We start from the raw sequence: 21,116 nt of genomic DNA on the forward strand, positions 1-21,116 counted from the left end.
CGTCCCCCGATGGGCGAGAGGTCGGACTCTGGCTCGACAACACGCATCGTCGCCGAACGACCTCAGAGCGTGACTGAACGACTCGCCGATGGTACGATCCGGGCTGGGAGGGCGCCAGGACCATGGACACGTCCAGCATCAGCCATGCAGGCAACGATCCTCTGCGCGTCCCCGAATCGCTGTTCCGGGCCATCGTCGACAGCACCGCCCACCCCTTCGTGGTGGTCAGCCTGGACGGCACCATCCAGTACGCCGGTGAATCGATCGTCACCCTGCTGGGCTGGAAGCCAGCCGACATGGTCGGCCACAACGTCGTCGATTTCATCCCCCCCGACGAAGTCGACCGGGCCTTGGCCGCCTTCGCCCAAGTTCAGATCACCGAAGGCCGGGCCACCTCCATCCCGATGGTGTTCAGGCTCTTGAACAGCGACGGGACCTCGACGTGGTGCGAGGTGGCGGCCATCAGTGCTCAATCCACCCGCCAGCACGATCTGGTCCTCCGACTGCGGTCCTGGGAGCACAACTTCCACTTCAACCAGTTCCTCGGAGCGCTCAGCGGTGCCGACCCGTTCTCTGAGGTCTGCGAGCACCTGTGTCGGTCGATCATTCCGACCCTCCAGGTGGCGGGGGCGCTCATCCACCACGGATTCGATGGTTACGAGTTCCGCTGGACCGACGGGGCCGGGGTCCCCAAGGCCTGCGTACCCACCGATGCGGGACCGTGGCATCGGGCCGCCTTGACCGGAGAGCAGGTGAACGCCACCATCGACGACCTGCCACCTCGGGCCCGGATCCCCGCCGAGGAAGCTGGGCTGGCCGGGGTGTGGTGCATCCCCATCGAGGTCTCGCCCAAGCTCCCCCCGGCCGTCTTGTCGGTATGGCGTCACGACGATGCCGAACCCCTCCTCGGCCACCAGATGGGACTCGAGCTCCAGGCCCGTTATGCCCAACTGGCCATCCAGAAGTGGATCGAGCACCAGCGCCTCATCCACCTCGCCGGCCACGACAGCCTGACCGGGGTGGCCAACCGCGCCACCTTCCGGGAGCGTCTGGCCGAAGCCCTCGCCATCGGCGAGGGGGAGTTGGCGGTGGCTTTCTGTGACCTCGACGCCTTCAAGCCGATCAACGATGCCCACGGCCACCAGGTCGGAGACCAGGTACTGGTCCAGGTGGCCGAGCGCCTCCGCTCGGCGCTACGGGCCGGGGACGACCTGGCCCGCCTGGGTGGAGATGAGTTCACCGTCCTGCTCCGACGGGTTCCAGATCCGACCACGGCCAACCACCTGGCCGAGCGGATGTTGGCCACCATGGCCACCCCCTTCGAGGTGGGCGGGCTGCGCCTCCGCCTGGGTCTGTCGATCGGCATCGCGCTGGTTGCTCCGGGTCTGACCGCCGATTCCCTCCTGGGCCTGGCCGACGGCGCCCTCTACCAGGCCAAACACCAAGGCGGCGGCTGCGCCTGCCTGGCTAGCCGCTGACGCTCGACCCACCTATCCGCTGCGACCACCGTTAGTGCTCGGCTGTCTGACGAGCTGAAGTCACAGGACTGGGCGGGTGTTCGGGGTCAGAGCCCTTTGTGGCGGAGCCCCTGACCTGCGGAGATCGGCTTCGCCGGTCGCAGCAGCGAAGACGTCGGCCGTCAGGCCGGCGACCGAACTCCGCCGGAAGGCTCTGCCTTTCGGCGGATCCAGGCTTAGCCAAGGCTGCGAGCCCGGGCCACCTCGAAGCAAGCCAAGGCCCCAGCCGTGGCCACGTTGAGGCTGGACAGGCGACCCCGCATTGGGATCGACACCACCTCGTCGCAGCGCTCCCGAACCAGCCGACCTAAACCAGGGCCCTCCGCTCCCAGGACCAACGCCACCGCGCGATCGGCCATCGCCACGTCCAGCTCCCACAGTGACCGGCTTCCCCGTTCGTCCAGTCCGATCACCAGGACCCCCGACCGACGAAGCTCGTCCACCGTCTTGGCCATCCCCCCCACGATCGCCATGGGCAGGTGCTCGATGCTGCCCGCCGCCGCCTTGGTCACGGTGGGGGTGATGTGGACGGCACGATGTCGGGGAAGGACTACCCCTGTGACCCCCGCACACTCGGCCGAGCGGAGCAGGGCCCCGAGGTTGCCGGGGTCGGTGATTCCATCAGACAAGAGCAGGAACGGCGAGCTTCCCCCGTAACCGGGACCCAGCAGGTCGTCCACGGAGACCTCGGGCAACGGCCGAGCAAAGGCGATAACCCCCTGAGGGGCATCGGTGCGTGCGGCAGCATCGAGCTTGGAGCGACCGACCTCCTTGATGACCACCCGGGCTTCAGCAGCCAGCTCTCGGATGTCGTCGAGCACCGGAGCCGGGTCCAGGTCGGCCGCCATCCAGATCTCCCGGGTGTCGCGCCGGTTGGCCAACAGCAGTTCCCGCACCGCCTGGCGACCCTCGACCTGCTCTCCGCCCAAACCCGTGGTGCTGGAACGGCGCGGAGCGCGACCCTGAGGGCCCATCTGCCCCAACGGGTTGCGCGGCCCCTGACCCGAAGCGCCGCCGCCCTTCCCCCGTCCCTTGCCACCTCCCGACGAACGGGGCGCGGCGGAGCGCGCCTGACCACCCCGCCCGCCTGAACCACCCTTGCCCGAACCCCGACCCGAACCGCGTCCTGAAGCCACCTCAACTCCTCCTATTGGAACCCGAGCGGACAGGTCCGGCCGTCATCTCTGCCAGGGTAACCAGACCGAGGCTATGCCTCCCTTGCTCCCTCGGGATCGGTCAAGGGCGGGTCACCACCGCCACCGCCCAACATGCCACGCCCTCGCCTCGCCCCAACGCCCCGAGACCTTCGGGTCGACGGCCCTTGACCGAGACCGGAGCCTCCACCGCGGCGGACAGGCGCTCCTGCATCTGGACTCGGGCTGGCGCCATCTTGGGATGATCGGTCACCACCGACGCATCGACGTTTCCCGGCTCCCAACCAGCGGAGCGGACCCGTCGGGCCACCTCGGCCAACAGATCGATGCTGTTGGCCCCCGACCAGCGGGGATCGGTGTCAGGAAAGAGCATCCCGATGTCTCCGAGACCCGCCGCCCCGAGCAAGGCATCAGCACAGGCGTGAGCGATGACATCGGCATCGCTGTGCCCGGCCAGGGCCCGGGGACTGTCGAAGACCACCCCGCCGAGAACCAGCGGCCTGTCCGGATCGTCTATGAAGGGATGGACGTCGAAGCCCTGACCGACCCGAACCCTCACCGGTATCCCTCCAAGATCGCCTCGGCCACGGCGAGATCGCCGGGCTCGGTCACCTTCAGGTTCCACCTCTCGCCGCTCACCTGACGCAGACGGCCACCGGCAGCCACCACCAGCGATGCATCATCGGTGGCTTCGGGCTTACTGGCGTGTACCCGAGCCAGCGTGTCGGCGCTGAAACCCTGTGGGGTCTGCACCACCCGGAGCCGATCCCGATCCACCACGGCCCCGTGCTCATCGGTGACCGTGTCCACCACCGCCACCACCGGCACGGCAACGTCGGCTCCGGCCAGCACCGCGTCGACCACCGATCGGAACAACGAGTGCGTGGCCAGCGGACGGGCGCCGTCGTGGACGACCACCACGGCCACATCGGCGGGCAAGACGGACAATCCGGCCCTGACCGACTCGGACCGCGTCGCCCCGCCGGCCACCACCAGGTCCACACCCGGTTCGACCTCGGTCGTACGGTCCGGTGGAACCACCAGGACCACACCGTCAGACACCGACCGAGCCGCTTCGATCGACCAGTCGACCACCCGACGCCCCAGCAGTGAAGCGTATTGCTTGGCCCTCCGAACCGGCTGCCCGACCCGGCGGCCACCACGATCGCCCAGGTCGATCCCATGGCCGCCACGCTAGGAGATGGTCGGGCCACCCATCGCCTTCCCCATGCCGTGCCAGTAGGTAGCCTCGGCCTCGTGGTTGACATCGACCTGCTCCAGACCGTCGAACTACTCACCCAACTCACCGACGAGGAGATGGTCGCAGTAGCTGCGTCGGCCCAGACCCGCCGTTACCTCCGGGGAGATGTGGTTTTCGCCGAGAGCGACGCGCCCGACCGTCTCTGCGTGGTGTCCTCGGGGCGCATCGCCATCTCCAAACGTTCCGTCGACGGGCGCGAATCGATGGTGGCCCTCATGGAGCACGGCGATGTGTTCGGGGAGATGGGTCTGTTCGACGGCCAGGGACGCTCCGCCGAGGCCCGGGCCCTAGAGGCGTCCGAGCTGGTCGAGGTTCCCTACGAACCCCTACGCCACATCTATGAGGCCCGCCCCGACTTGTTGTGGGGCGTGGTCCACCTGCTGGCCCAACGTCTGCGCGTTACCGACTCGGCCCTCGCCGATTCGGTGTTCCTCGACGTGACCGGCCGCACGGCCAAGCGGCTCTTGGAGTTGGCCGGAGATGCCGAGGACTTCGCCCTGCCCATCACCCAAGAGGAGCTGGCCGGTATGGTCGGCGCCTCACGGGAGCGAGTCAACAAGGCCATAGCCAGCTTCGTGCGCCTGCGGTGGATCGAACAGCATGACCGCCGCTACCGCATCACCAACCGAGAAGAGCTGGAGCGCCGCTCCCGCTGACCCCGAACCACCGCGGTCAGTAGCGGTCGATGATCGCTGACTCTGCGATGTGGTTCAGGCCATCCTTGATGGCTCGCGCCCGGGTGGCACCCACCCCTCGACGTCGTCGAGGTCATCGATGGTGGCCCGCATGATTTTTTGGAGGCTGCCGAATCGGCTCACGATCCGCTCCACGATCTGATCGGGCAGACGGGGGATCCGCGACAGCATCCGATAGCCACGAGGCGACACCGCCGCATCGAGCGCCATGGTGGGCAGGCGCAGGGCGTGCACGAGCTCGGCCGGGTCGATCAGGTCGTCGGTGGTCAGCGCCGCGAGTGAATCCAGCACCGTGTCTAGCGAGACCTTCTTCTCTTGGCCCCGGTAGTCGCGGACCAGGTGGCGACGATCGCCCTCGACTCCGCCCATCAGCTCCACCAGTTGCAGGCGGACGAGGCGACCCTCTTCGCCCAGTTCGATGATGTGACCCTGGATCTCAGAAGCGATCCGCTCCACCCCCTCGATGAGCTGGAGGACGTTCACCACGTCTCGGATGGTGACCAGATCCTCGATCTCGAGGGTGGACAGACCGGCGGCGTCGGACTCCAACCGGGAGCGGTAGCGCTCCAGGGTGGACAGGGCCTGGTTGGCCCGGTTGATGATCCGAGCGGTGGACACGATCTCGTGCTTGTGGTCGCCGACGTAGATCTTGATCGTCGACATGCGCTGAGACACGGTGATGACCGGCACGCCCAGCGACTTGGCCACCCGCTCGGCGGTGCGGTGACGGGTGCCGGTCTCAGACGTGGTCACCGTCGAGTCGGGCACCAGGTGCACGTTGGCCCTGGCGATACGGCTGGCGTCTGACGCCAAGATGATGGCGCCGTCCATCTTGGCCAGCTCCGACAGCCGCTGCGGACTGAAGGCAGCATCGAGCAGGAACCCACCCGAACAGATGTTGAGCACGTCGGGGCCGTCGCCCACCACCAGCAACCCGCCCATGCCGGCCTGGAGGATTCGATCCACCCCCTCGCGCAGAACCCGACCCGGCGCCACCTGGGTGAGCGCCGCCTGAAGCTCGGGCGGATAGGGCGCGATCATCAGACGATGTTAGGGGCCAGCCCGGTACCGGTTGGTGCTATTGGTTCAGGTCAGCCCGACCCGGTCTATGGCATCGGCCAAGGTCCCCACCCGCATCAGCTCGATGCCTTCGACGGTCTGGGGGGCGCTGTAGGGGACCATGGCCCGCTTGAACCCCAGGCGGGCCGCTTCGGCCAGGCGCCGGGGGTGTGGGCCACCTGTCGCAGCTCACCACCGAGGCCAACCTCACCGCAGGCCACCAGATCGGGCGGGGCCGGCCGGCCCCGAAGAGCCGACGCCACCGCCAGACCCAGAGCGAGGTCTGCGCCCGGTTCGTTGACCCGCACACCCCCCACGGCCAAGGCGTACACGTCCAGGTTGGCCACGGGGAGCTGCACCCGCCTCTCCAGCACGGCCAGCACCATGGAAAGCCGGCCTTGCTCTACGCCCTGGGCCGACCTCCTCGGCGATGGCAGGTGCGAGGTGGCGGCCAAGGCCTGGAGCTCCACCAGGAGGGGCCTGGCTCCCTCCATGGTGGGTACCACCACCGAGCCCGGCACGCCGACTCGCCTGTCGGCCAGGAACAGACCGCTGGGGTCTGGCACCCCGACCAGCCCGTGCTCGGTCATCTCGAACAGACCCAGTTCCTGGGTGGATCCGAAGCGGTGCTTGACCACCCGCAGGAGGCGCAGCGCGTGGTGCCGGTCTCCTTCGAAGGCCAGCACCGTATCCACCAGGTGTTCGAGCACCCGAGGACCGGCCAGGTTGCCTTCTTTGGTTACGTGGCCGACCAGCACCACGGCACATCCTCGCTGCTTGGCCTCTTGCACCAGCCGGTGGCTGCACTCACGCACTTGGGCCACCGAACCCGGGGCCGAGGCCAGCTCGGGGACCGACAAGGTCTGGATGGAGTCGACCACGACCAGTTCGGGCCCTACGCCGTCGATCGATCGCACCACGTTGGGGACAGACGACTCGGCCGCCAGGTAGAGCAGTGGGTGCAGGGCGCCGAGTCGCTCGGCCCGAAGGCGCACCTGCTGGGGCGACTCCTCGCCGGTGATGTACAGCACGGTACGACCCGACGCGGCCACCTCGGCGGCGGCCTGGAGCAGAACGGTGGATTTGCCGATGCCCGGCTCTCCTCCCAACAGGGTGATCGAACCCGGCACCAGGCCGCCGCCGAGCACGCGGTCCAGCTCGGGGATGCCGGTCGGTCGGGGCGTGAACTCGGTGGGGTCGACGTCGGCGATGGGTACCGGTGGCCCGCTGGAAGGGACCAGACCGACCACCTCCGACGCCCCGGAAGGACCGTCCAGCTCTTCGACCAAGCTCCCCCATGCCGAGCACCCCGGGCACTGGCCCACCCACTTGGGTGCGCTGGTGCCACAGTCTGGGCAACGGAAGACGGTTCGGACCTTGGCCATGACCGGACCCTACGAAGGGGGTCTGACAGTGAAGTTCGACGCCATGCCCGAAACCGTAGCTCAATCACGAACAAATGTTCGACCACGGAGACTTGCAATCGGCTCCTAATGGACTACATTAGAACCGGTTCTAACTTCTCACCCTAGGAGTAAGCAATGGAGTTCGGCCTGTTCTTGAACGGCTACCTGCCTGGTCCGGCGGCCCACAACCGTGATGCCGAGCACACCATGCTCATGCGCGAGCTCCAATACGCCATCCATGCCGACGGCTTCAACTGGAAGTACGCCTGGTTCGGCGAACACCACGCCCTCACCGAGTACTCGCACATGTCCGCCCCCGAGGTCGTCATCCCCTACGTGGCGGCCAAGACCGAGCGCATCCACCTGGGCTCGGCCATCATCAACCTGTCCCGCAAGGTCAACCACCCGGTCCGCAACGCCGAGCGCGTCGCCATGCTCGACCACATCACCGGCGGCCGCTTCGAGTTCGGCACCGGTCGCGGCGCCGGCGCCCACGAGATGGCCACCTTCGACCTCCTCACCTCCGACACCAAGGAGATGTGGAACGAGGCCGCCCCCGAGATCGTCCGCATGTGGGAACAACGCGATTACACCTTCGACGGTGAGAACTTCAAGATCGAAGAACCGCACAACATCCTGCCCAAGCCCTACGGCGTGGGCCATCCGCCGATCTGGGTGGGCTGTGGCAACCCCGGCACCTTCACCACCGCCGGGCAGTCCGGCATCGGCGCCATCGCCTTCAACTTCGAACCCGTCTACAACCTCAAGGGTCGCATCGACGCCTACAAGGAAGGCATCGCCAACTGCACCGAGCCCCTCGGCCAGTTCATGAACGACAACGTCATGATGACCAATGCCGTGGTCTGCGTGGCCGACGGCAAGCGGGCCCGGGAGATCGCCATGTCCCCCGGCCGGGGCTACCTCAACACCATGGTGAACATGTACCACACCACCATGCCACCCCAGCCCGGCGCGGTTAAGTGGCCCGGCCGCCCCCGCTCCATCCGCACCGAGGAAGAGCTCGACTACGCAATCGACGCCGGCTACCTGCTGTGCGGCAGCCCCGAGCAGGTTCTGGAGCAGATCGCCAAGTACCAAGAGGTCGGATGTGACCAACTCGTGTTCGGCATCCCCAACGAGGGGTTCGAACACGAGGAGGTGCTCGAGATGATCGAGCTGTTCGGCAACAAGGTCATCCCCGAGTTCGACAAGGACCCCGAGCACCGCACCGCCAAGATGCGGGCCACGGCCCAGCGCAAGTACCCCGACTTCGCCAACCCGCTGCCCGAGGGTCTCGACGTGGAGATCATCCCCACCAACGCGCTCATTCCGCTCGAGGGCTGAGCTCACCCCAAGGCATCTGGCCGTGGCTCCCCTCGCCGTCGCCACCCGCGAACGCCTGCTCGACGAAGCCGAGCGCCTGTTCGCCCGAGGTGGCGTCCAAGGGGTGACCACCCGCCAGATCACCGAGGCCGCCGAACAACGCAACGCATCGGCGGTCACCTATCACTTCCGCTCTCGCCAGGGTCTCCTCTTGGAGATCCTGGCGAGGCGTGGTGGCCCCATCGATGACGAGCGGGGAAGACTTCGGGCCGCGGCGGGTGTCGACCCCACGGTCCAAGACCTGGTGGCCTGCCTGGTGCGGCCCTATGCCGACCTACTGGTCACCGAGCCGGGACGTTCCTACCTGAGGATCGTTGCCCAACTCCGCGGTCGGTTCGCGGCCTGGCGGCTCGAATCGGATGCCGCGACCACCGCTCACCTCGCCACCATCCTCGACGAGATCGAGCAGCGGCCCGCGGCACCAGGGCCCATCCGTCGGGAACGGGTGCTGGCCTTGATCATCTTGATGACCGGCAGTGCTGCCGAACGGGCTCGACGCCTAGACGCCGGGGAACCGGTGGAACTCGACCACCCTGACTACGTCGAGAACCTGATCGAGATGTGCACTGCGTTGGTCGTCACTCGGTAGCAGGACCGGTTTCGGCCAGCTCGGCCGACTCGGCCGCGACCTCGTCTCCCTCGCTCGCCGCCGTGGGCGACACGAACCCCTCGACCGAACGGAACGTCATGACGGTCTCGTTGGTCTCGGGATCCAGCTCGGCGTCCACGATCACCAGTTCGCCGGCGCGGAACTGCTTGTAGAGCAGCCGCTCCGACAACGGGTCCTCGACCAGTCGCTGGATTGCTCGACGCAGCGGGCGAGCCCCCATGGTGGGGTCGTAGCCCTTGTCTACGAGAAGGGTCTTGGCGGCGTCGGTGAGCTCGATGCCCAGGCCCTGCGCTTCGAGCTGGACGCTGGTCCGCTTGAGGAGCAGGTCGACGATGGTGGTGACCTCGGCCTTCGACAGCTCGTGGAACACGATCGTCTCGTCGATCCGGTTCAAGAACTCGGGCCGGAAGTGGGCCTTGAGAGCCTCGTTGACCTTCTCCTTCATCTTCTCGTAGGAGATGGCTTCATCGGCCTTGCCGAAACCGACGTTGGCCTTGCGCAGATCGGCGGTACCCAGGTTGGAGGTCATGATCAGCACGGTGTTGCGGAAATCAACCGAACGCCCCTGGCTGTCGGTGAGGCGACCCTCCTCCAAGATCTGGAGCAACGTGTTGAACACGTCTGGGTGGGCCTTCTCGATCTCGTCGAACAGCACCACCGAGAACGGCTTGCGCCGCACGGCCTCGGTGAGCTGGCCGCCCTCCTCGTAGCCCACGTAGCCGGGGGGCGAACCCACCAGGCGGCTGACGGTGTGCTTCTCCATGTACTCGGACATGTCGAGGCTGATCATCGACTGCTCGTCACCGAAGAGGAACTCGGCCAGCGTCTTGGCCAACTCGGTCTTCCCCACGCCCGAAGGTCCGAGGAAGATGAACGAACCGCTGGGACGCTTGGGGTCCTTGAGGCCGGCCCGGGTCCGGCGGATGGCCTGGCTGACGGCCTTGATGGCGCTCTCCTGGCCGATGACCCGCTTGTGCAGCTCGTCCTCCATGCGCAGGAGCTTGGCCGTCTCCTCCTCGGTGAGCTTGTAGACGGGGATACCGGTCCACAGCGAGAGGACCTCGGCGATCGACTCCTCATCTACCTCGTCGAACAGGTCGACACCGGAGGCCTTGATCTCGGCTTCCTTGGCGTCCTTCTGGGCGAGGAGCTCCTTCTCCTTGTCGCGGAGGCGACCGGCTTCCTCGAAGTTCTGGGCCTCGACCGCGTCCTTCTTCTGCTGGACGACCTGGGCGATGGCGTTCTCGATCTCCTTGTAGTCGGCCGGGGTCTCCATGCGCTTGATGCGCAGGCGGGCGCCGGCCTCGTCGATGAGGTCGATGGCCTTGTCGGGCAGGTGACGGTCCGAGATGTAGCGGTCGGCCAGGTTGGCCGCCGCCACCAGGGCCTGGTCGGTGATGGTGACCCGGTGGTGCTGCTCGTAGCGGTCCCGCAGGCCCTTGAGGATCTCGATGGTGTGGGCCACGGTCGGCTCTTCCACCTTGACCGGCTGGAACCGACGTTCCAGCGCCGCATCCTTCTCGAGGTGCTTGCGGTACTCGTCGAGGGTGGTGGCCCCGATGGTCTGGAGCTCACCTCGGGCCAGCATCGGCTTGAGGATCGACGCCGCGTCTATGGCGCCCTCGGCCGCACCGGCACCCACCAGGGTGTGGATCTCGTCGATGAACAAGATGATGTCGCCGCGGGTGCGGATCTCCTTGAGCACCTTCTTGAGACGCTCCTCGAAGTCGCCGCGGTAGCGCGACCCGGCCACCAGGGCCCCGAGGTCGAGGGTGTAGAGCTGCTTGTTGTGAAGGGTCTCCGGGACGTTGTCGGCGGCGATGGCCTGGGCCAATCCCTCGACGATGGCGGTCTTGCCCACGCCGGGCTCGCCGATGAGCACCGGGTTGTTCTTGGTGCGTCGGCTCAGCACCTGCATGACCCGCTCGGTCTCACGGGCGCGGCCGATGACCGGATCGAGCTTCTTGTCCTTGGCGAGCTGGGTCAGGTTGCGCCCGAACTGGTCGAGCACCAGGGACCCCGATGGGGTGTCCCCGCCGGCTCCTCCGGCGGTGGCGCCCGCCTTCTCGCCCGACCCCGCCTGGACCACCCTGGCCCGAGCCCGAGTAGCCCGACAGGAGCTGGATGACCTGCTGGCGGATGCGCGACAGGTCGGCGCCCAGCTTGACCAGCACCTGGGCGGCGACGCCCTCGCCCTCACGGATGAGGCCGAGCAGGATGTGCTCGGTGCCGATGTAGTTGTGGCCGAGCTGGAGCGCCTCGCGCAGCGACAGCTCGAGCACCTTCTTGGCCCGGGGCGTGAAGGGGATGTGGCCGCTGGGCGACGACCCGCCCTGGCCGATGATCTCCTCGACCTGGCTGCGCACTCCCTCCAGGGAGATGCCGAGGGACTCCAAGGCCTTGGCCGCGGTTCCTTCGCCCTCGTGGATGAGCCCGAGCAGGATGTGCTCGGTACCGATGTAGTTGTGGTTGAGGAGACGGGCCTCCTCTTGTGCCAGGACCACCACGCGGCGGGCCCGGTCCGTGAATCTCTCGAACACTCGATGCCTCCCTGAGAACGGGATTCGTCGTTGGAGTGTACCGCCGAGGGGCGCACGGGCGGTCCCCACCAATGGCATCGGAGGGCCTGCCCGGCTCCTAGCCTGCGCCCATGACCTCCAACCCGCTGCTGGCCCTGCCCCACGTAGACACCGACCGGAGCCGGGTCGAGGAGGAGTTGAGGCTTGCGGTCACCGCCCCAACCGAAGCCATGACCGAGATGGCCGGACATCTGATCGGGGCCGGCGGCAAGCGGGTACGCCCCCTGTTCGCGGTGGCCGCAGGCCGGTGCATCCCCGGTCACGACGGTCCCGCCGATCTGGACGTGGTGCGGGGCGGGGTGTCGGTGGAGCTGGTCCACCTGGGCTCGCTGTACCACGACGACGTCATCGACGAAGCCACCACTCGACGGGGTGTGGAGTCGGTCAACTCCCGCTGGGGAAACCTCAAGGCGATCCTGGCCGGCGACTTCCTGCTGGCCAAGGCATCCGAGATCGCCGCGTCGCTCGGCGTGGAGGTGGCGGGCCTGCTGGCCGCCACCATCGGACGGCTGTGCGAAGGCGAGGTCCGCGAGCTCCAGGACGCCTACCAGGTGAGCCGAACCGAAGAGGCGTATCTGGCCTCGATCGAGGGCAAGACGGCCAGCCTGTTGTCGTCGGCCTGTCGGATCGGGGGAATCGTGGCCGACCTCCCTCGCCCCGAGATCGACGCCCTCACCGAGTTCGGCCTGGCCTACGGCATGGCGTTCCAGATCGTCGACGACATCCTCGACGTGGTGGCCACCGACGAGCAGCTCGGCAAGCCCGCCGGTCACGACCTGGTGGAAGGCGCCTACAACTTGCCCGTGCTGCGGGCACTGGCCGGACCCACCGGAGACGAGCTGGCCGGACTGCTCGGTGCCCCCATCCACGGAGAGACCTGGGAGCGGGCCCGCGCCCTGGTCCGCCAGAGCAACGGGGTGGCCGAGTCGGTCGAGGTGGCACAGAGCTATGTGGACCGCGCCGTGGCGGTGCTGGCCCCGCTGGCGGACCGCCCCGCCGCGGCCGCCCTCCAGGGCGCGGCCCGCCATCTGCTCACCTCCCTCGACACCGTTCCAGCCTGAACCAACGGGACTCGGCTGATTCGATGCGATCACGGGCTGCGGTTGGAGCTGGGCACCTGGCCGTCTCGCTGATGCTCGCCGCCACGGTGGCGGGCTGCTCAGGCGCGGACGGGTCGAGCCGGGCCACCTCGACCACCGCGGCACCGACCACCACGGGATCGACCACCACCTCTGAGCCAACCCCGTCCGAGCAAACCGCGACGGCCACGTCGGCCCCGGCTGCACCGTCCGAACCCGTCACCTTGACCTTCAGCGGAGACGTGCTGCTCCACATGCCGGTCAATGATCGGGCGGCCCGGTACGGAGCCGAGACCGGCAAGGCCTTCGACTTCGGGCCCATGTTCGACCCGATGCGACCGCTGGTGGAGGCCGCGGACCTGGCGCTGTGCCACATGGAGGTCCCGATCGCCCCCGACGGCCGCCTCACCAGCTACCCCTCTTTCGGAGCCCCGAGCCAGGTGATGGACGGGTTGGCCCATGGCGGTTACGACGGATGCTCGACGGCGTCCAACCACAGCCTCGACCGGGGCAACGCCGGCATCGTTCGCACCCTCGAGGAGCTCGACCGGGTCGGGCTCGGCCACGCCGGCACGGCCCGGGGGCCGTGGGAGACCGGGGCGCGGGTCTATCCCCTCGACGCCGGCACCACCACCATCGAGCTGGCCCACCTCAGCTATGCCTACGGGTTCAACGGTTACCGACTCCCGGCCGACGCCCCGTGGGCCGCCAACCAGATAGATCCCGACCGGATCCGGGCCGACGCCGCCGCCGCCCGCGCCGCCGGAGCCGAGCTGGTGGTGGTGAGCCTGCACTGGGGCACCGAGTACCAGCACCAGCCCGACGCGTTCCAACGTTCCACCGCCGAGGCGATCCTGCCCGACTCCGAGATCGACCTGATCATCGGCCATCACGCCCACGTGGTTCAGCCCATCGAGCTCGTCCACGGGCGCTACGTGGTGTGGGGGCTGGGCAACCACCTCTCCAACCAGACCCAGGCCCCGCGTCGTGACGGGCTCACCGTGACGGCCACCGCCGCCGCGGGTTGGGACGGACGATGGAGGGTGACGGGCATCGAGGCCATCCCTACCTGGGTGGACATCGCCAGCTTCGAGGTTCTGCCGGTCGCCGCCGCCCTGTCGAACCCAGCCACCCCGGCGGGCCTCGCCAAGGAGCTACGAGCCTCCTACCGCCGAACGGCAGACGTGATCAACTCGCCGACAACGCCCGGCGTGACCGTCACACCCCTGCCTTGAGGCCGGGCGGTACCAACACGTGTAGGGCCTGGTGCCTGACCCGGAACCGCAGCGGGCTGCGCAACACCTCGGCCTCACCATCGATACCCACCCTGACCGTGCGGGACCGGGCCGTGATGGTGAGCTCGGGCACGGCGATGGTGTCGATCTCGGGCAGAGCGTCCGAACCGGAGCGGGCCGCCCGCCACCCGGCCTCGACCAGGGCCCATCGGCTGCGCGACCGGGCCACGGTCAGATCCAAGGCCCCATCGGTCAGGGACTCCAGGGCTGTGGCCCCGGTGATCCCGCGACGGTGTGAGCCGTTGCCCACCAGGACCAGCGGAGTGCGAAGGCCTCGCCGAGACACACCGCCGGGGGCTTGCAGGTCGACCCGGCTGGTGGGCACCTGGCCCATCACCCGCACCGAGCCGGCCAGGGCCGAACGGATCCGTCCCCAGCCCTGGCCGGTCTGGATGCGGTCCATCACCTGCAGCAGCTTGGGGTCGGTGCCGAGCACGGTCTGGTTCACGAAGGTCCGGCCGTTCACCTCGCCGACATCGACGGCCACGGCATCGGCGGCGGCCAGGGCCCGCACCGCGGCACCCAGGTCGAGCGGGATGCCGAGCTGCTGGGCGAAGTGGTTGAACATGCCTATCGGCAACACGCCGAGGACCACGTCGGTGCCGACCACCGCGGCGGCGGCATGACTGACCGTTCCGTCACCGCCGGCCACGATCACCGCGTCGGGCCGATCGGCTCCGGCCCACAAGATGCCGACGGTGGAAGGGATCCGTTGGGGGTCCACCACGTCGACGGCGGCTTTGACCCCGACATCGTCGAAGGCGGAGGCCAACGCGTCCGGCTCCAGGGCCACCCCGGCTCGCAGACCCGCACTGGCGTTGACGAGAACGACCACCGATGCGACTGGCACGACAGGAACAGTATCCACCGTCAGATCCGATCCCTCCGGGGCTGACCACCGACGGTGTCGGGTCAGGTTTGGAGCGTGACCGGAATCTTGGTGGTGACCCGATCCAGGAACCCGGTCACGGCCTGGTTGAAGGCCCCGGCCTGCTCGACCATGAACAAGTGAGCTCCGCCTCGCACCACGGCCAGCTCCGAGTTGGGGATCAGGTCCGCGATCTCCTCGCTGTCTCCCTGGGTGGTCAGCACGTCCTGGCTACCCACCAGGACCAGGGTTGGGGCGCTCACGTGGACCAGTTCGTCTCGCAGCCCGTCGTCACCACCCAAGATGGCTTGGATCTGGGCCACGAACGACGCCACCGGAACGTTGAAGGCCAGTGGCCCCAGCACCGCCATGGCCGGCCACAGCCGCTTGAGGGAACGGGGACCGACCATCCACTCCATGTTCCGGAGGGTGAACTCCCTCATTCCCCTTGTCTCGGCCAGTTCTGCCCACTCGGCCAGGAGCTCACGGCGCCACGAGTAGTGGTGGGCGGCGGTGCAGGCCAAGGTCAGGGACCTGACCTGGGTGGGATAGAGGACAGCCACGATCTGGGCGATGATCCCACCCATCGAGGCCCCGACCACGTGGGCCGAGCCGTAACCGGCGTGGTCCAAGACGGCCATGGCGTCAGCGGCCATGACAGCCAGGTCATAGGGACCCTCGGGGCGATCGGAACGGCCCACCCCCCGGTTGTCCACCGCAATGAGGCGGAAGCGCGAACCGAGCGCTCGACGCTGCATGATCCAACCCCGGGTGTCGGCCCCCAGGCCGTGGATGAGCAGCAAGGGCTCACCATCACGGCGACCGCCCAAGGCGTAGTTGATCCGGGTTCCGTCCTCGACGGTCACGACGGGCATCTGGTCACCACCACCATGAGGCTGGAAGGGTCTCGTCCAGCAGTTCCTGCACCACCGCTCGGGTGGCTTCGGCCAGTTCCTGGGCGGCCAGCGGACCAGACCGGCGACGGAGCCGCACCGGCTCCCCCAGGGCCAACTGCCATTCCCGGCCCACCTCCCGGCCGACGGTGGCCACCGGGACCACGGGTGCGCCGGTTTCCAGGGCGGCACGGATACGCCCCACCTCGAGGCGGCCCACGTGTTCGCGGTTGACCAGGTCCCGGCGCATGGGCAGGCCGACGAGCTGGCCGGCACGCAACAACCCGGCTACCTCGTCGGTGCGATCCAGCACGCCACCGAAACGGCGGATCAACGGGCCCAGCGGAGCCACGTCGGGGGCACCCACCGTGCGCACGAACCGGCCACTGGCCTGGCGGATGCCGCGGGCCACCACCCACGGCTCGCTGATGCCCAAGCGCCGGTTGAACACCAACACCGCGCCGCCGACCTTGGGCAGGCGCTCGGCCCCCAGCACCGTGATGTTCCAACGAAGCCCGAAGATCGGGTCAGCCAGCTCGACCAGATCGGGGTCCAGGCCCCACTCGTCCAGGTCGTAGGCGCCGGTGAGGCGGCGTTGGACCACACCCACCGCCGACTGCATCGCCGTGGGAACCTCGCCGCTGAGCAGGTCGAAGGGCTTCACCTGGGACTCCTTCCGGTGCCACCCGAGGCTCGACCGTCGCTGCGGCCGTGGGTCACGGGGACCATGGCGACCTTCTCCCAGTGGTAGAGCTGTTCGATCACCTCACGGGTGGGTCGAGGGTCTACCCCCAGCACGGTTCGGCCCGAATCTCCGTCGGCCACGCCACCTCGGACGACGATCTCAGCCACGTGAGGGGGCAGGGGGGCTCCGAGCAGGTCGGCGCTGCGCCCCGCCAGCCACCAGGCCGGCCCCATCACCGGCAATGGCACTCGGCCGCCGATGAGCACGGCCTGGGAGGCGGTGACCGCCCCCGGTCCCGTGACGATCAACGGTCCGTCGTGGCCGACGTTGGCGGCCGACACGAAGGCGGCGGCGGCGTCCTCTTGGTGCAGCACCGAGAACGGCAGCTCGGCCATTGGGTTCACGGCGACGACGGGAAGCCGGAGGTAACGACCCACCGGACTGGGGAAGCTGGGCCCGAGGATGGGGGCACAGCGCAAAAACGTGACCGGAACCCCCGCGGACTGCCCCGCGTCTCGGGCCACCTGTTCGACGTGGGCCAGCGACGCCCCGAAGGGTGTGGTGGGGTCGACTCGCGAATCGATGTCGGGGCGGGTGGGCGCGCCTCGTCTCCGGCCGTAGACCTCGATACCCGACCGCACCACGATGGCCTTCAGGGACGGACACGAGGTGGCCGCGCCCAGCACCGAGACGGCCGAAGCCGCGGTGCTGAGCCGGGACCGGGTGGGATCCAGCCGGGCGTTCGGCTCGTACACGCCAAGGTGAACGATCACCTCGGGGTCGAAGTCGCGCACGACCGCCACCGCTTTGCGTCGGTCGGCGGGATCGACCCGGTGGAAGGCAACCCGGTGGATTCGTCGGCGGGGAGGCCAACCGTCGATACCGCAGATGTCGGTGACGGCCGGGTCACCCTCGAACAGGTTGACCACCCGCGTTCCGAGCTCTCCCCCCATACCCGTTACCAGTACCCTCACTGCTCCCCCTCGCCTCCGGTGCCCTGAAGGGCTGGGTTGGAATCACCGGCCACCTGCTCGGGGCGCAACGTCGGGAACAGCACCACGTCTCGGATGGTGGCGGAGTCGGTGAGCAGCATGACAAGGCGGTCGATGCCGATGCCGAGCCCACCGGTGGGTGGCAGCCCGTACTCAACGCCCGGAGGTAGTCATCGTCGACGGCCATGGCCTCTTCGTCGCCGCTGTCGCCTTCGCGGACCTGGTCCTCGAAGCGGGCGCGCTGGTCGTCGGGGTCGAGCAGCTCGCTGAAGGCGTTGCACAGCTCTCGTCCAGCCACGATGGCCTCGAAGCGCTCTGTCATCCCCTCCAGCGTACGGTGGGGACGGGCCAGCGGAGAGACTTCTACCGGGTACTCGGTGACGAACACCGGGTCCCACTGCGCCGATTCGGCGGTCTTCTCGTACAGCTCGAGCAGCAGCTTGCCGGGCCCGTAGGACTCCTTCCAGGCCACGTCGTACTGGTCACACAGCGAACGAAGCTCCTCGACGGGGGTGTCGAGCCCGACCGGCCGTCCGATGGCCTCCTCGATCAGCGATGCCAGCGTCGCCCGCTTCCACGGCACCGAGACGTCGAGCTCGCGGCCCTGGTAGGTGATCGTGGTGCTCCCGCACAGCTCGGTGGCGAGGTGGGCGACCATGTGTTCGACCAGGCTCATCATGTCGGTCCAGTCGGCGTAGGCCTGGTAGAGCTCGAGCATCGTGAACTCGGGGTTGTGGCGGGGCGAGAGGCCCTCGTTGCGGAACACCCGGGCGATCTCGAACACCCGCTCGAATCCGCCCACCACCAGGCGCTTCAGGTAGAGCTCGGGCGCGATGCGCAGGAACATCTCGAGGTCGAGCGCGTTGTGGTGGGTCACGAACGGCCGGGCCAGGGCGCCACCGGGGATGGGGTGGAACACCGGGGTCTCCACCTCCATGAAGCCCTGGTCCTCGAGCCAACGACGGATCAGCGACACGGTGCGGCTGCGGGTCTGGAGCGTGTGTCGGGCTTCCTCGGTGACCCACAGGTCGACGTAGCGCTGGCGATAGCGGGTGTCAGGGTCGGTGATGCCGTGCCACTTGTCGGGGAAGGGTCGTCGGGTCTCGGCCAGCACCGACCACGCCAGCACCTTGACCGACAGCTCTCCCTTGCGGGTGGTCATCACCTCACCGGTGACCCCGATCCAGTCCCCGAGGCTGAGCCGTCCGAAGTCCTCGAAGTCGGGGGTGACGTCGGCCGGGGCGAACAGCTGGATCCGCCCGGTCGAGTCGGCGAGCTGACCGAAGACCAGCTTGCCCTGACCCCGTCGCAGCATCAGCCGCCCGGCGACGGTCACCCGGTCACCGGTTTCCACCCCGGCCTCGAGGTGGCCGTAGGAATCGTGCAGACCGGCCGCCGTCGCGTCAGGGTCGAACCGGTAGGGAACGGGGGTGCGGTCGGTCACAACACAACAGCCTGCCCGAAGGTTACGCGGGGGGTGAAAAGCCTTGGTCGGGTGCAGCACAGGCCAGCTCTCCCCGTTCGCCCTTGCGGACCAGCCACAGACCTCGGGCCGTCCCCGCCGCCCACACCGCGGTGATGATCACCCCGGCCAGCACCGCGTTGTCCCGGACCATCGCGCCGAGCGCGGTACCGCCGAGCACCACCCCGAGGAACCCGAGGGTGAGGGGCAGATGACAGGGACAAGCCAGGAACGACCAGATCAACCAGGCTCGTCCTTTTCGTTCCAGCGTTTTGTCGGCCCTGGCGACAGGTCCAGCCGAAGCGCCGTCGGGGCGAATGTCGACCACCGGCTCAACCAGGTTCATCTCCATACCCCCAAGGGTATCAGACGAATCGGGGGAGGATGTCGGTCAGGAGTTGCGGGCGAAGACGAGGCGCAGGCCGTGGAGGGTGAGCCAGGGCTCGATGTTGCCGATCGAGGCGGTGTGAGGGGCGATCCACTCGGCCAAGCCACCGGTGGCCACAACGGTCAGGTCGCCCAGTTCCTCGGCCATGCGACGACAGATGCCGTCGACCTGACCGGCGAAGCCATACAGGGCACCGGCCTGGATCGACTCGACCGTGGTCCGACCGATAACGCTGCGCGGCTCCACCAACTCGACCCGGCGTAGGGCCGCGGCCCGGGTGTAGAGGGCATCGAGGCTGATCTCCAACCCCGGGGCGATGACACCGCCCAGGTACTCACCACGGGCCGACACCGCGTCGTAGGTGGTGGCCGTGCCGAAATCGATGACCACGATCGGACCGTCATAGAGGTCGGCGGCCCCCACCGCGTTGGCGATGCGATCGGCTCCCACCTCCCGCGGGTTCTCGGTGAGGATCGGCATCCCGGTCTTGACGCCAGCCTCGATCACCACCGGCTTGAACCCGAAGTACTTGACCGTCATCTCCCTAAGTGCCGCCGTGACCGACGGGACCACCGACGCGATGGCAATGCCGTCGATGTCGTCGTCGAAGGAGAAGCCGTGGAAGCCCAAGAACTCCTGGATCTGAAGGGCGTACTCGTCACTGGTCCGACGACCGTTGGTGTGGATCCGCCAATGGTCCAGCAGCCCCTCCTCGCACCGACTCACCTTGTCGTGGTCGTCAGCGGAACCGACCGAACCGTCGTCTCCGAACAGCCCGATGAGGGTCTGGGTGTTGCCGACGTCGGCGGCCAAGAGCATCCCGAAAGCCTGCCCGACCCGCCTCGGCTCCACCCAAACCCGCAGAAGGAACCTCAGCGCACGTCTATGTCGAGCCCTATGTCGAGTACCTCTGACGAATTGGTCAGCGACCCGCTCGACACCACGTCCGCCCCGGTGTGGGCGTAGGAAGCAACCGTCTCGAGGGTTATCCCGCCCGACACCTCGAGAAGGGCCCGGCGAACACCGGATGCGGCGGCATGTTCGGTAGCGACCTCGACGCACCGGCGGACCTCTTCGGGCGTCATGTTGTCCAACAACAGGGCATCGGCTCCGGCGTCGAGGGCCTGCCGCACCTGATCTATGTGATCGCACTCCACGTGGACGGTGCGCCCCGGCCACGTGTCACGGGCCAAGGCCACCGCATCGACGATGCCGAGCGCGGTCAGGTGGTTGTCCTTGAACATCACCCAGTCGCTCAGGTTGCCCCGGTGGTTGCGGGCCCCACCGGCTCGCACCGCGGCCTTCTGTACGGAGCGCAGACCGGGAATGGTCTTGCGGGTGTCCCACACCCGCAACGGTGAAGCAGCATCGACGAAAGCCCGGGTACGGGTGGCGATGCCGCTCAGGTGGCCGAGGAAGTTGAGTGCGGTGCGTTCCGCGGTGAGCACCGATGCCAGTGGACCGTTGACGGTGCCGAGCACGTCTCGGGGGTCCACCACATCACCGTCGGTGACCCGCCACTCACAGGTGATGGCGTCATCGACCTGGGTGAACGTCTCGTCGACGCAGGCAAGGCCGGCCACCACCCCAGACGTGCGGACCACGAAGCGGGCTTCGGCCCGAGCGCTAGGCGGCAGGAGGGAAGCACTCAGGTCACCGAGCGGATCGAGGTCCTCAGCCAGAGCCCGGGCAACCAGGTCACGCACGACACCCCGGGGCGGGTCGAAGGGTCGGCGCACCGTCATGGGCCAAGACACTACCTAGGACCTGAGCGGACAGGTCTGGTCGCC

General features: G+C 68.1%; 16 protein-coding genes and 4 pseudogenes. 6 read left to right on the top strand and 14 right to left on the bottom strand.

The genetic code is table 11. The features are described 5' to 3' along the window. Positions 1-122: 122 nt before the first annotated feature. On the top strand, positions 123-1,478 hold the full coding sequence (locus IPG97_04045; GenBank protein MBK6855740.1) for a diguanylate cyclase: 1,356 nt from the start codon (positions 123-125) through the stop codon (positions 1,476-1,478). 215 nt (positions 1,479-1,693) lie between these two features. On the opposite strand, the gene rlmB is transcribed toward IPG97_04045, so the two are convergent. From rlmB to IPG97_04060, 3 genes are all read right to left on the bottom strand, one after another. Then, on the bottom strand, positions 1,694-2,653 hold the full coding sequence (rlmB, locus tag IPG97_04050; GenBank protein MBK6855741.1) for a 23S rRNA (guanosine(2251)-2'-O)-methyltransferase RlmB: 960 nt from the start codon (positions 2,651-2,653) through the stop codon (positions 1,694-1,696). Positions 2,654-2,753: 100 nt separating this feature from the next. Then, positions 2,754-3,236: a 2-C-methyl-D-erythritol 2,4-cyclodiphosphate synthase gene (locus IPG97_04055; GenBank protein ID MBK6855742.1), complete on the bottom strand. Its 483-nt coding sequence runs from the start codon at positions 3,234-3,236 to the stop codon at positions 2,754-2,756. Next, positions 3,227-3,850, bottom strand: a complete 624-nt coding sequence (locus IPG97_04060) for a 2-C-methyl-D-erythritol 4-phosphate cytidylyltransferase (protein ID MBK6855743.1) — start codon at positions 3,848-3,850, stop codon at positions 3,227-3,229. Before IPG97_04060 ends, IPG97_04055 begins: the two co-directional genes overlap by 10 nt. Positions 3,851-3,988: 138 nt before the next feature. Between IPG97_04060 and IPG97_04065 the strand changes: the two genes are divergently transcribed. Beyond that, entirely contained in the window at positions 3,989-4,588 is a 600-nt protein-coding gene (locus IPG97_04065; GenBank protein ID MBK6855744.1) for a Crp/Fnr family transcriptional regulator, read from the top strand. Between the two features lie 16 nt (positions 4,589-4,604). On the opposite strand, the pseudogene disA reads toward IPG97_04065, so the two are convergent. Both disA and radA read right to left on the bottom strand, forming a co-directional pair. Next, positions 4,605-5,668 (bottom strand): annotated as a pseudogene (disA, locus tag IPG97_04070) (DNA integrity scanning protein DisA). Positions 5,669-5,713: 45 nt separating this feature from the next. Next, positions 5,714-7,071 (bottom strand): annotated as a pseudogene (gene radA / locus IPG97_04075) (DNA repair protein RadA). Positions 7,072-7,227: 156 nt separating this feature from the next. Between radA and IPG97_04080 the strand changes: the two are divergent. Continuing rightward, positions 7,228-8,436, top strand: coding sequence for an LLM class flavin-dependent oxidoreductase (locus tag IPG97_04080; GenBank protein ID MBK6855745.1), 1,209 nt, complete (start codon positions 7,228-7,230; stop codon positions 8,434-8,436). Between the two features lie 22 nt (positions 8,437-8,458). Then, a complete protein-coding gene (locus IPG97_04085; GenBank protein MBK6855746.1) occupies positions 8,459-9,064 on the top strand; it encodes a TetR/AcrR family transcriptional regulator in 606 nt (201 codons plus the stop codon). Here IPG97_04085 and IPG97_04090 read toward each other — a convergent pair. Further along, a pseudogene (locus tag IPG97_04090) lies at positions 9,054-11,625 on the bottom strand (ATP-dependent Clp protease ATP-binding subunit). The gene IPG97_04085 and the pseudogene IPG97_04090 overlap by 11 nt on opposite strands. Positions 11,626-11,735: 110 nt before the next feature. Here IPG97_04090 and IPG97_04095 point away from each other — a divergent pair. Both IPG97_04095 and IPG97_04100 read left to right on the top strand, forming a co-directional pair. Further along, entirely contained in the window at positions 11,736-12,725 is a 990-nt protein-coding gene (locus tag IPG97_04095; protein MBK6855747.1) for a polyprenyl synthetase family protein, read from the top strand. A 23-nt stretch (positions 12,726-12,748) separates the two neighbouring features. Beyond that, positions 12,749-13,978, top strand: coding sequence for a CapA family protein (locus IPG97_04100; GenBank protein ID MBK6855748.1), 1,230 nt, complete (start codon positions 12,749-12,751; stop codon positions 13,976-13,978). Here the strand turns inward: IPG97_04100 and IPG97_04105 are convergent. The 8 genes and pseudogenes from IPG97_04105 to nadC form a co-directional block, all read right to left on the bottom strand. Further along, positions 13,962-14,888, bottom strand: coding sequence for a hypothetical protein (locus IPG97_04105; GenBank protein MBK6855749.1), 927 nt, complete (start codon positions 14,886-14,888; stop codon positions 13,962-13,964). The two genes, IPG97_04100 and IPG97_04105, sit on opposite strands and share 17 nt — an antisense overlap. Before the next feature lie 62 nt (positions 14,889-14,950). Then, positions 14,951-15,781: an alpha/beta fold hydrolase gene (locus tag IPG97_04110; protein ID MBK6855750.1), complete on the bottom strand. Its 831-nt coding sequence runs from the start codon at positions 15,779-15,781 to the stop codon at positions 14,951-14,953. 4 nt (positions 15,782-15,785) lie between these two features. Beyond that, on the bottom strand, positions 15,786-16,463 hold the full coding sequence (locus tag IPG97_04115) for a hypothetical protein (GenBank protein MBK6855751.1): 678 nt from the start codon (positions 16,461-16,463) through the stop codon (positions 15,786-15,788). Further along, complete coding sequence (locus tag IPG97_04120) at positions 16,460-17,458, bottom strand: NAD-dependent epimerase/dehydratase family protein (GenBank protein MBK6855752.1); 999 nt, start codon at positions 17,456-17,458, stop codon at positions 16,460-16,462. Before IPG97_04120 ends, IPG97_04115 begins: the two co-directional genes overlap by 4 nt. Continuing rightward, a pseudogene (lysS, locus tag IPG97_04125) lies at positions 17,455-18,791 on the bottom strand (lysine--tRNA ligase). Before lysS ends, IPG97_04120 begins: the two are co-directional and overlap by 4 nt. Before the next feature lie 151 nt (positions 18,792-18,942). Beyond that, positions 18,943-19,290 (bottom strand): hypothetical protein, encoded by a 348-nt coding sequence (locus IPG97_04130; protein MBK6855753.1) that lies wholly within the window; start codon positions 19,288-19,290, stop codon positions 18,943-18,945. A gap of 39 nt (positions 19,291-19,329) precedes the next feature. Then, positions 19,330-20,145, bottom strand: coding sequence for a type III pantothenate kinase (locus tag IPG97_04135; protein ID MBK6855754.1), 816 nt, complete (start codon positions 20,143-20,145; stop codon positions 19,330-19,332). 53 nt (positions 20,146-20,198) lie between these two features. Further along, the gene (nadC, locus tag IPG97_04140; protein ID MBK6855755.1) at positions 20,199-21,071 is read right to left on the bottom strand and encodes a carboxylating nicotinate-nucleotide diphosphorylase; all 873 of its coding nucleotides are present in this window, start codon (positions 21,069-21,071) and stop codon (positions 20,199-20,201) included. Positions 21,072-21,116 lie beyond the last annotated feature (45 nt).

The sequence above is a fragment of the Microthrixaceae bacterium genome (genome assembly GCA_016702505.1).
Taxonomy (GTDB): Bacteria; Actinomycetota; Acidimicrobiia; order Acidimicrobiales; family Iamiaceae; genus Aquihabitans.

What these genes read in the sequence shown, in the direction of transcription:
- IPG97_04045 (MBK6855740.1), top strand. Translation starts at nt 123, where the DNA reads ATGGACACGTCCAGCATCAGCCATGCAGGCAACGATCCTCTGCGCGTC.
- IPG97_04065 (MBK6855744.1), top strand. Translation starts at nt 3,989, where the DNA reads ATGGTCGCAGTAGCTGCGTCGGCCCAGACCCGCCGTTACCTCCGGGGA.
- IPG97_04080 (MBK6855745.1), top strand. Translation starts at nt 7,228, where the DNA reads ATGGAGTTCGGCCTGTTCTTGAACGGCTACCTGCCTGGTCCGGCGGCC.
- IPG97_04095 (MBK6855747.1), top strand. Translation starts at nt 11,736, where the DNA reads ATGACCTCCAACCCGCTGCTGGCCCTGCCCCACGTAGACACCGACCGG.
- IPG97_04100 (MBK6855748.1), top strand. Translation starts at nt 12,749, where the DNA reads ATGCGATCACGGGCTGCGGTTGGAGCTGGGCACCTGGCCGTCTCGCTG.
- IPG97_04110 (MBK6855750.1), bottom strand. Translation starts at nt 15,781, where the DNA reads ATGCCCGTCGTGACCGTCGAGGACGGAACCCGGATCAACTACGCCTTG.
- IPG97_04130 (MBK6855753.1), bottom strand. Translation starts at nt 19,290, where the DNA reads ATGGAGATGAACCTGGTTGAGCCGGTGGTCGACATTCGCCCCGACGGC.
- IPG97_04135 (MBK6855754.1), bottom strand. Translation starts at nt 20,145, where the DNA reads ATGCTCTTGGCCGCCGACGTCGGCAACACCCAGACCCTCATCGGGCTG.
- nadC (MBK6855755.1), bottom strand. Translation starts at nt 21,071, where the DNA reads ATGACGGTGCGCCGACCCTTCGACCCGCCCCGGGGTGTCGTGCGTGAC.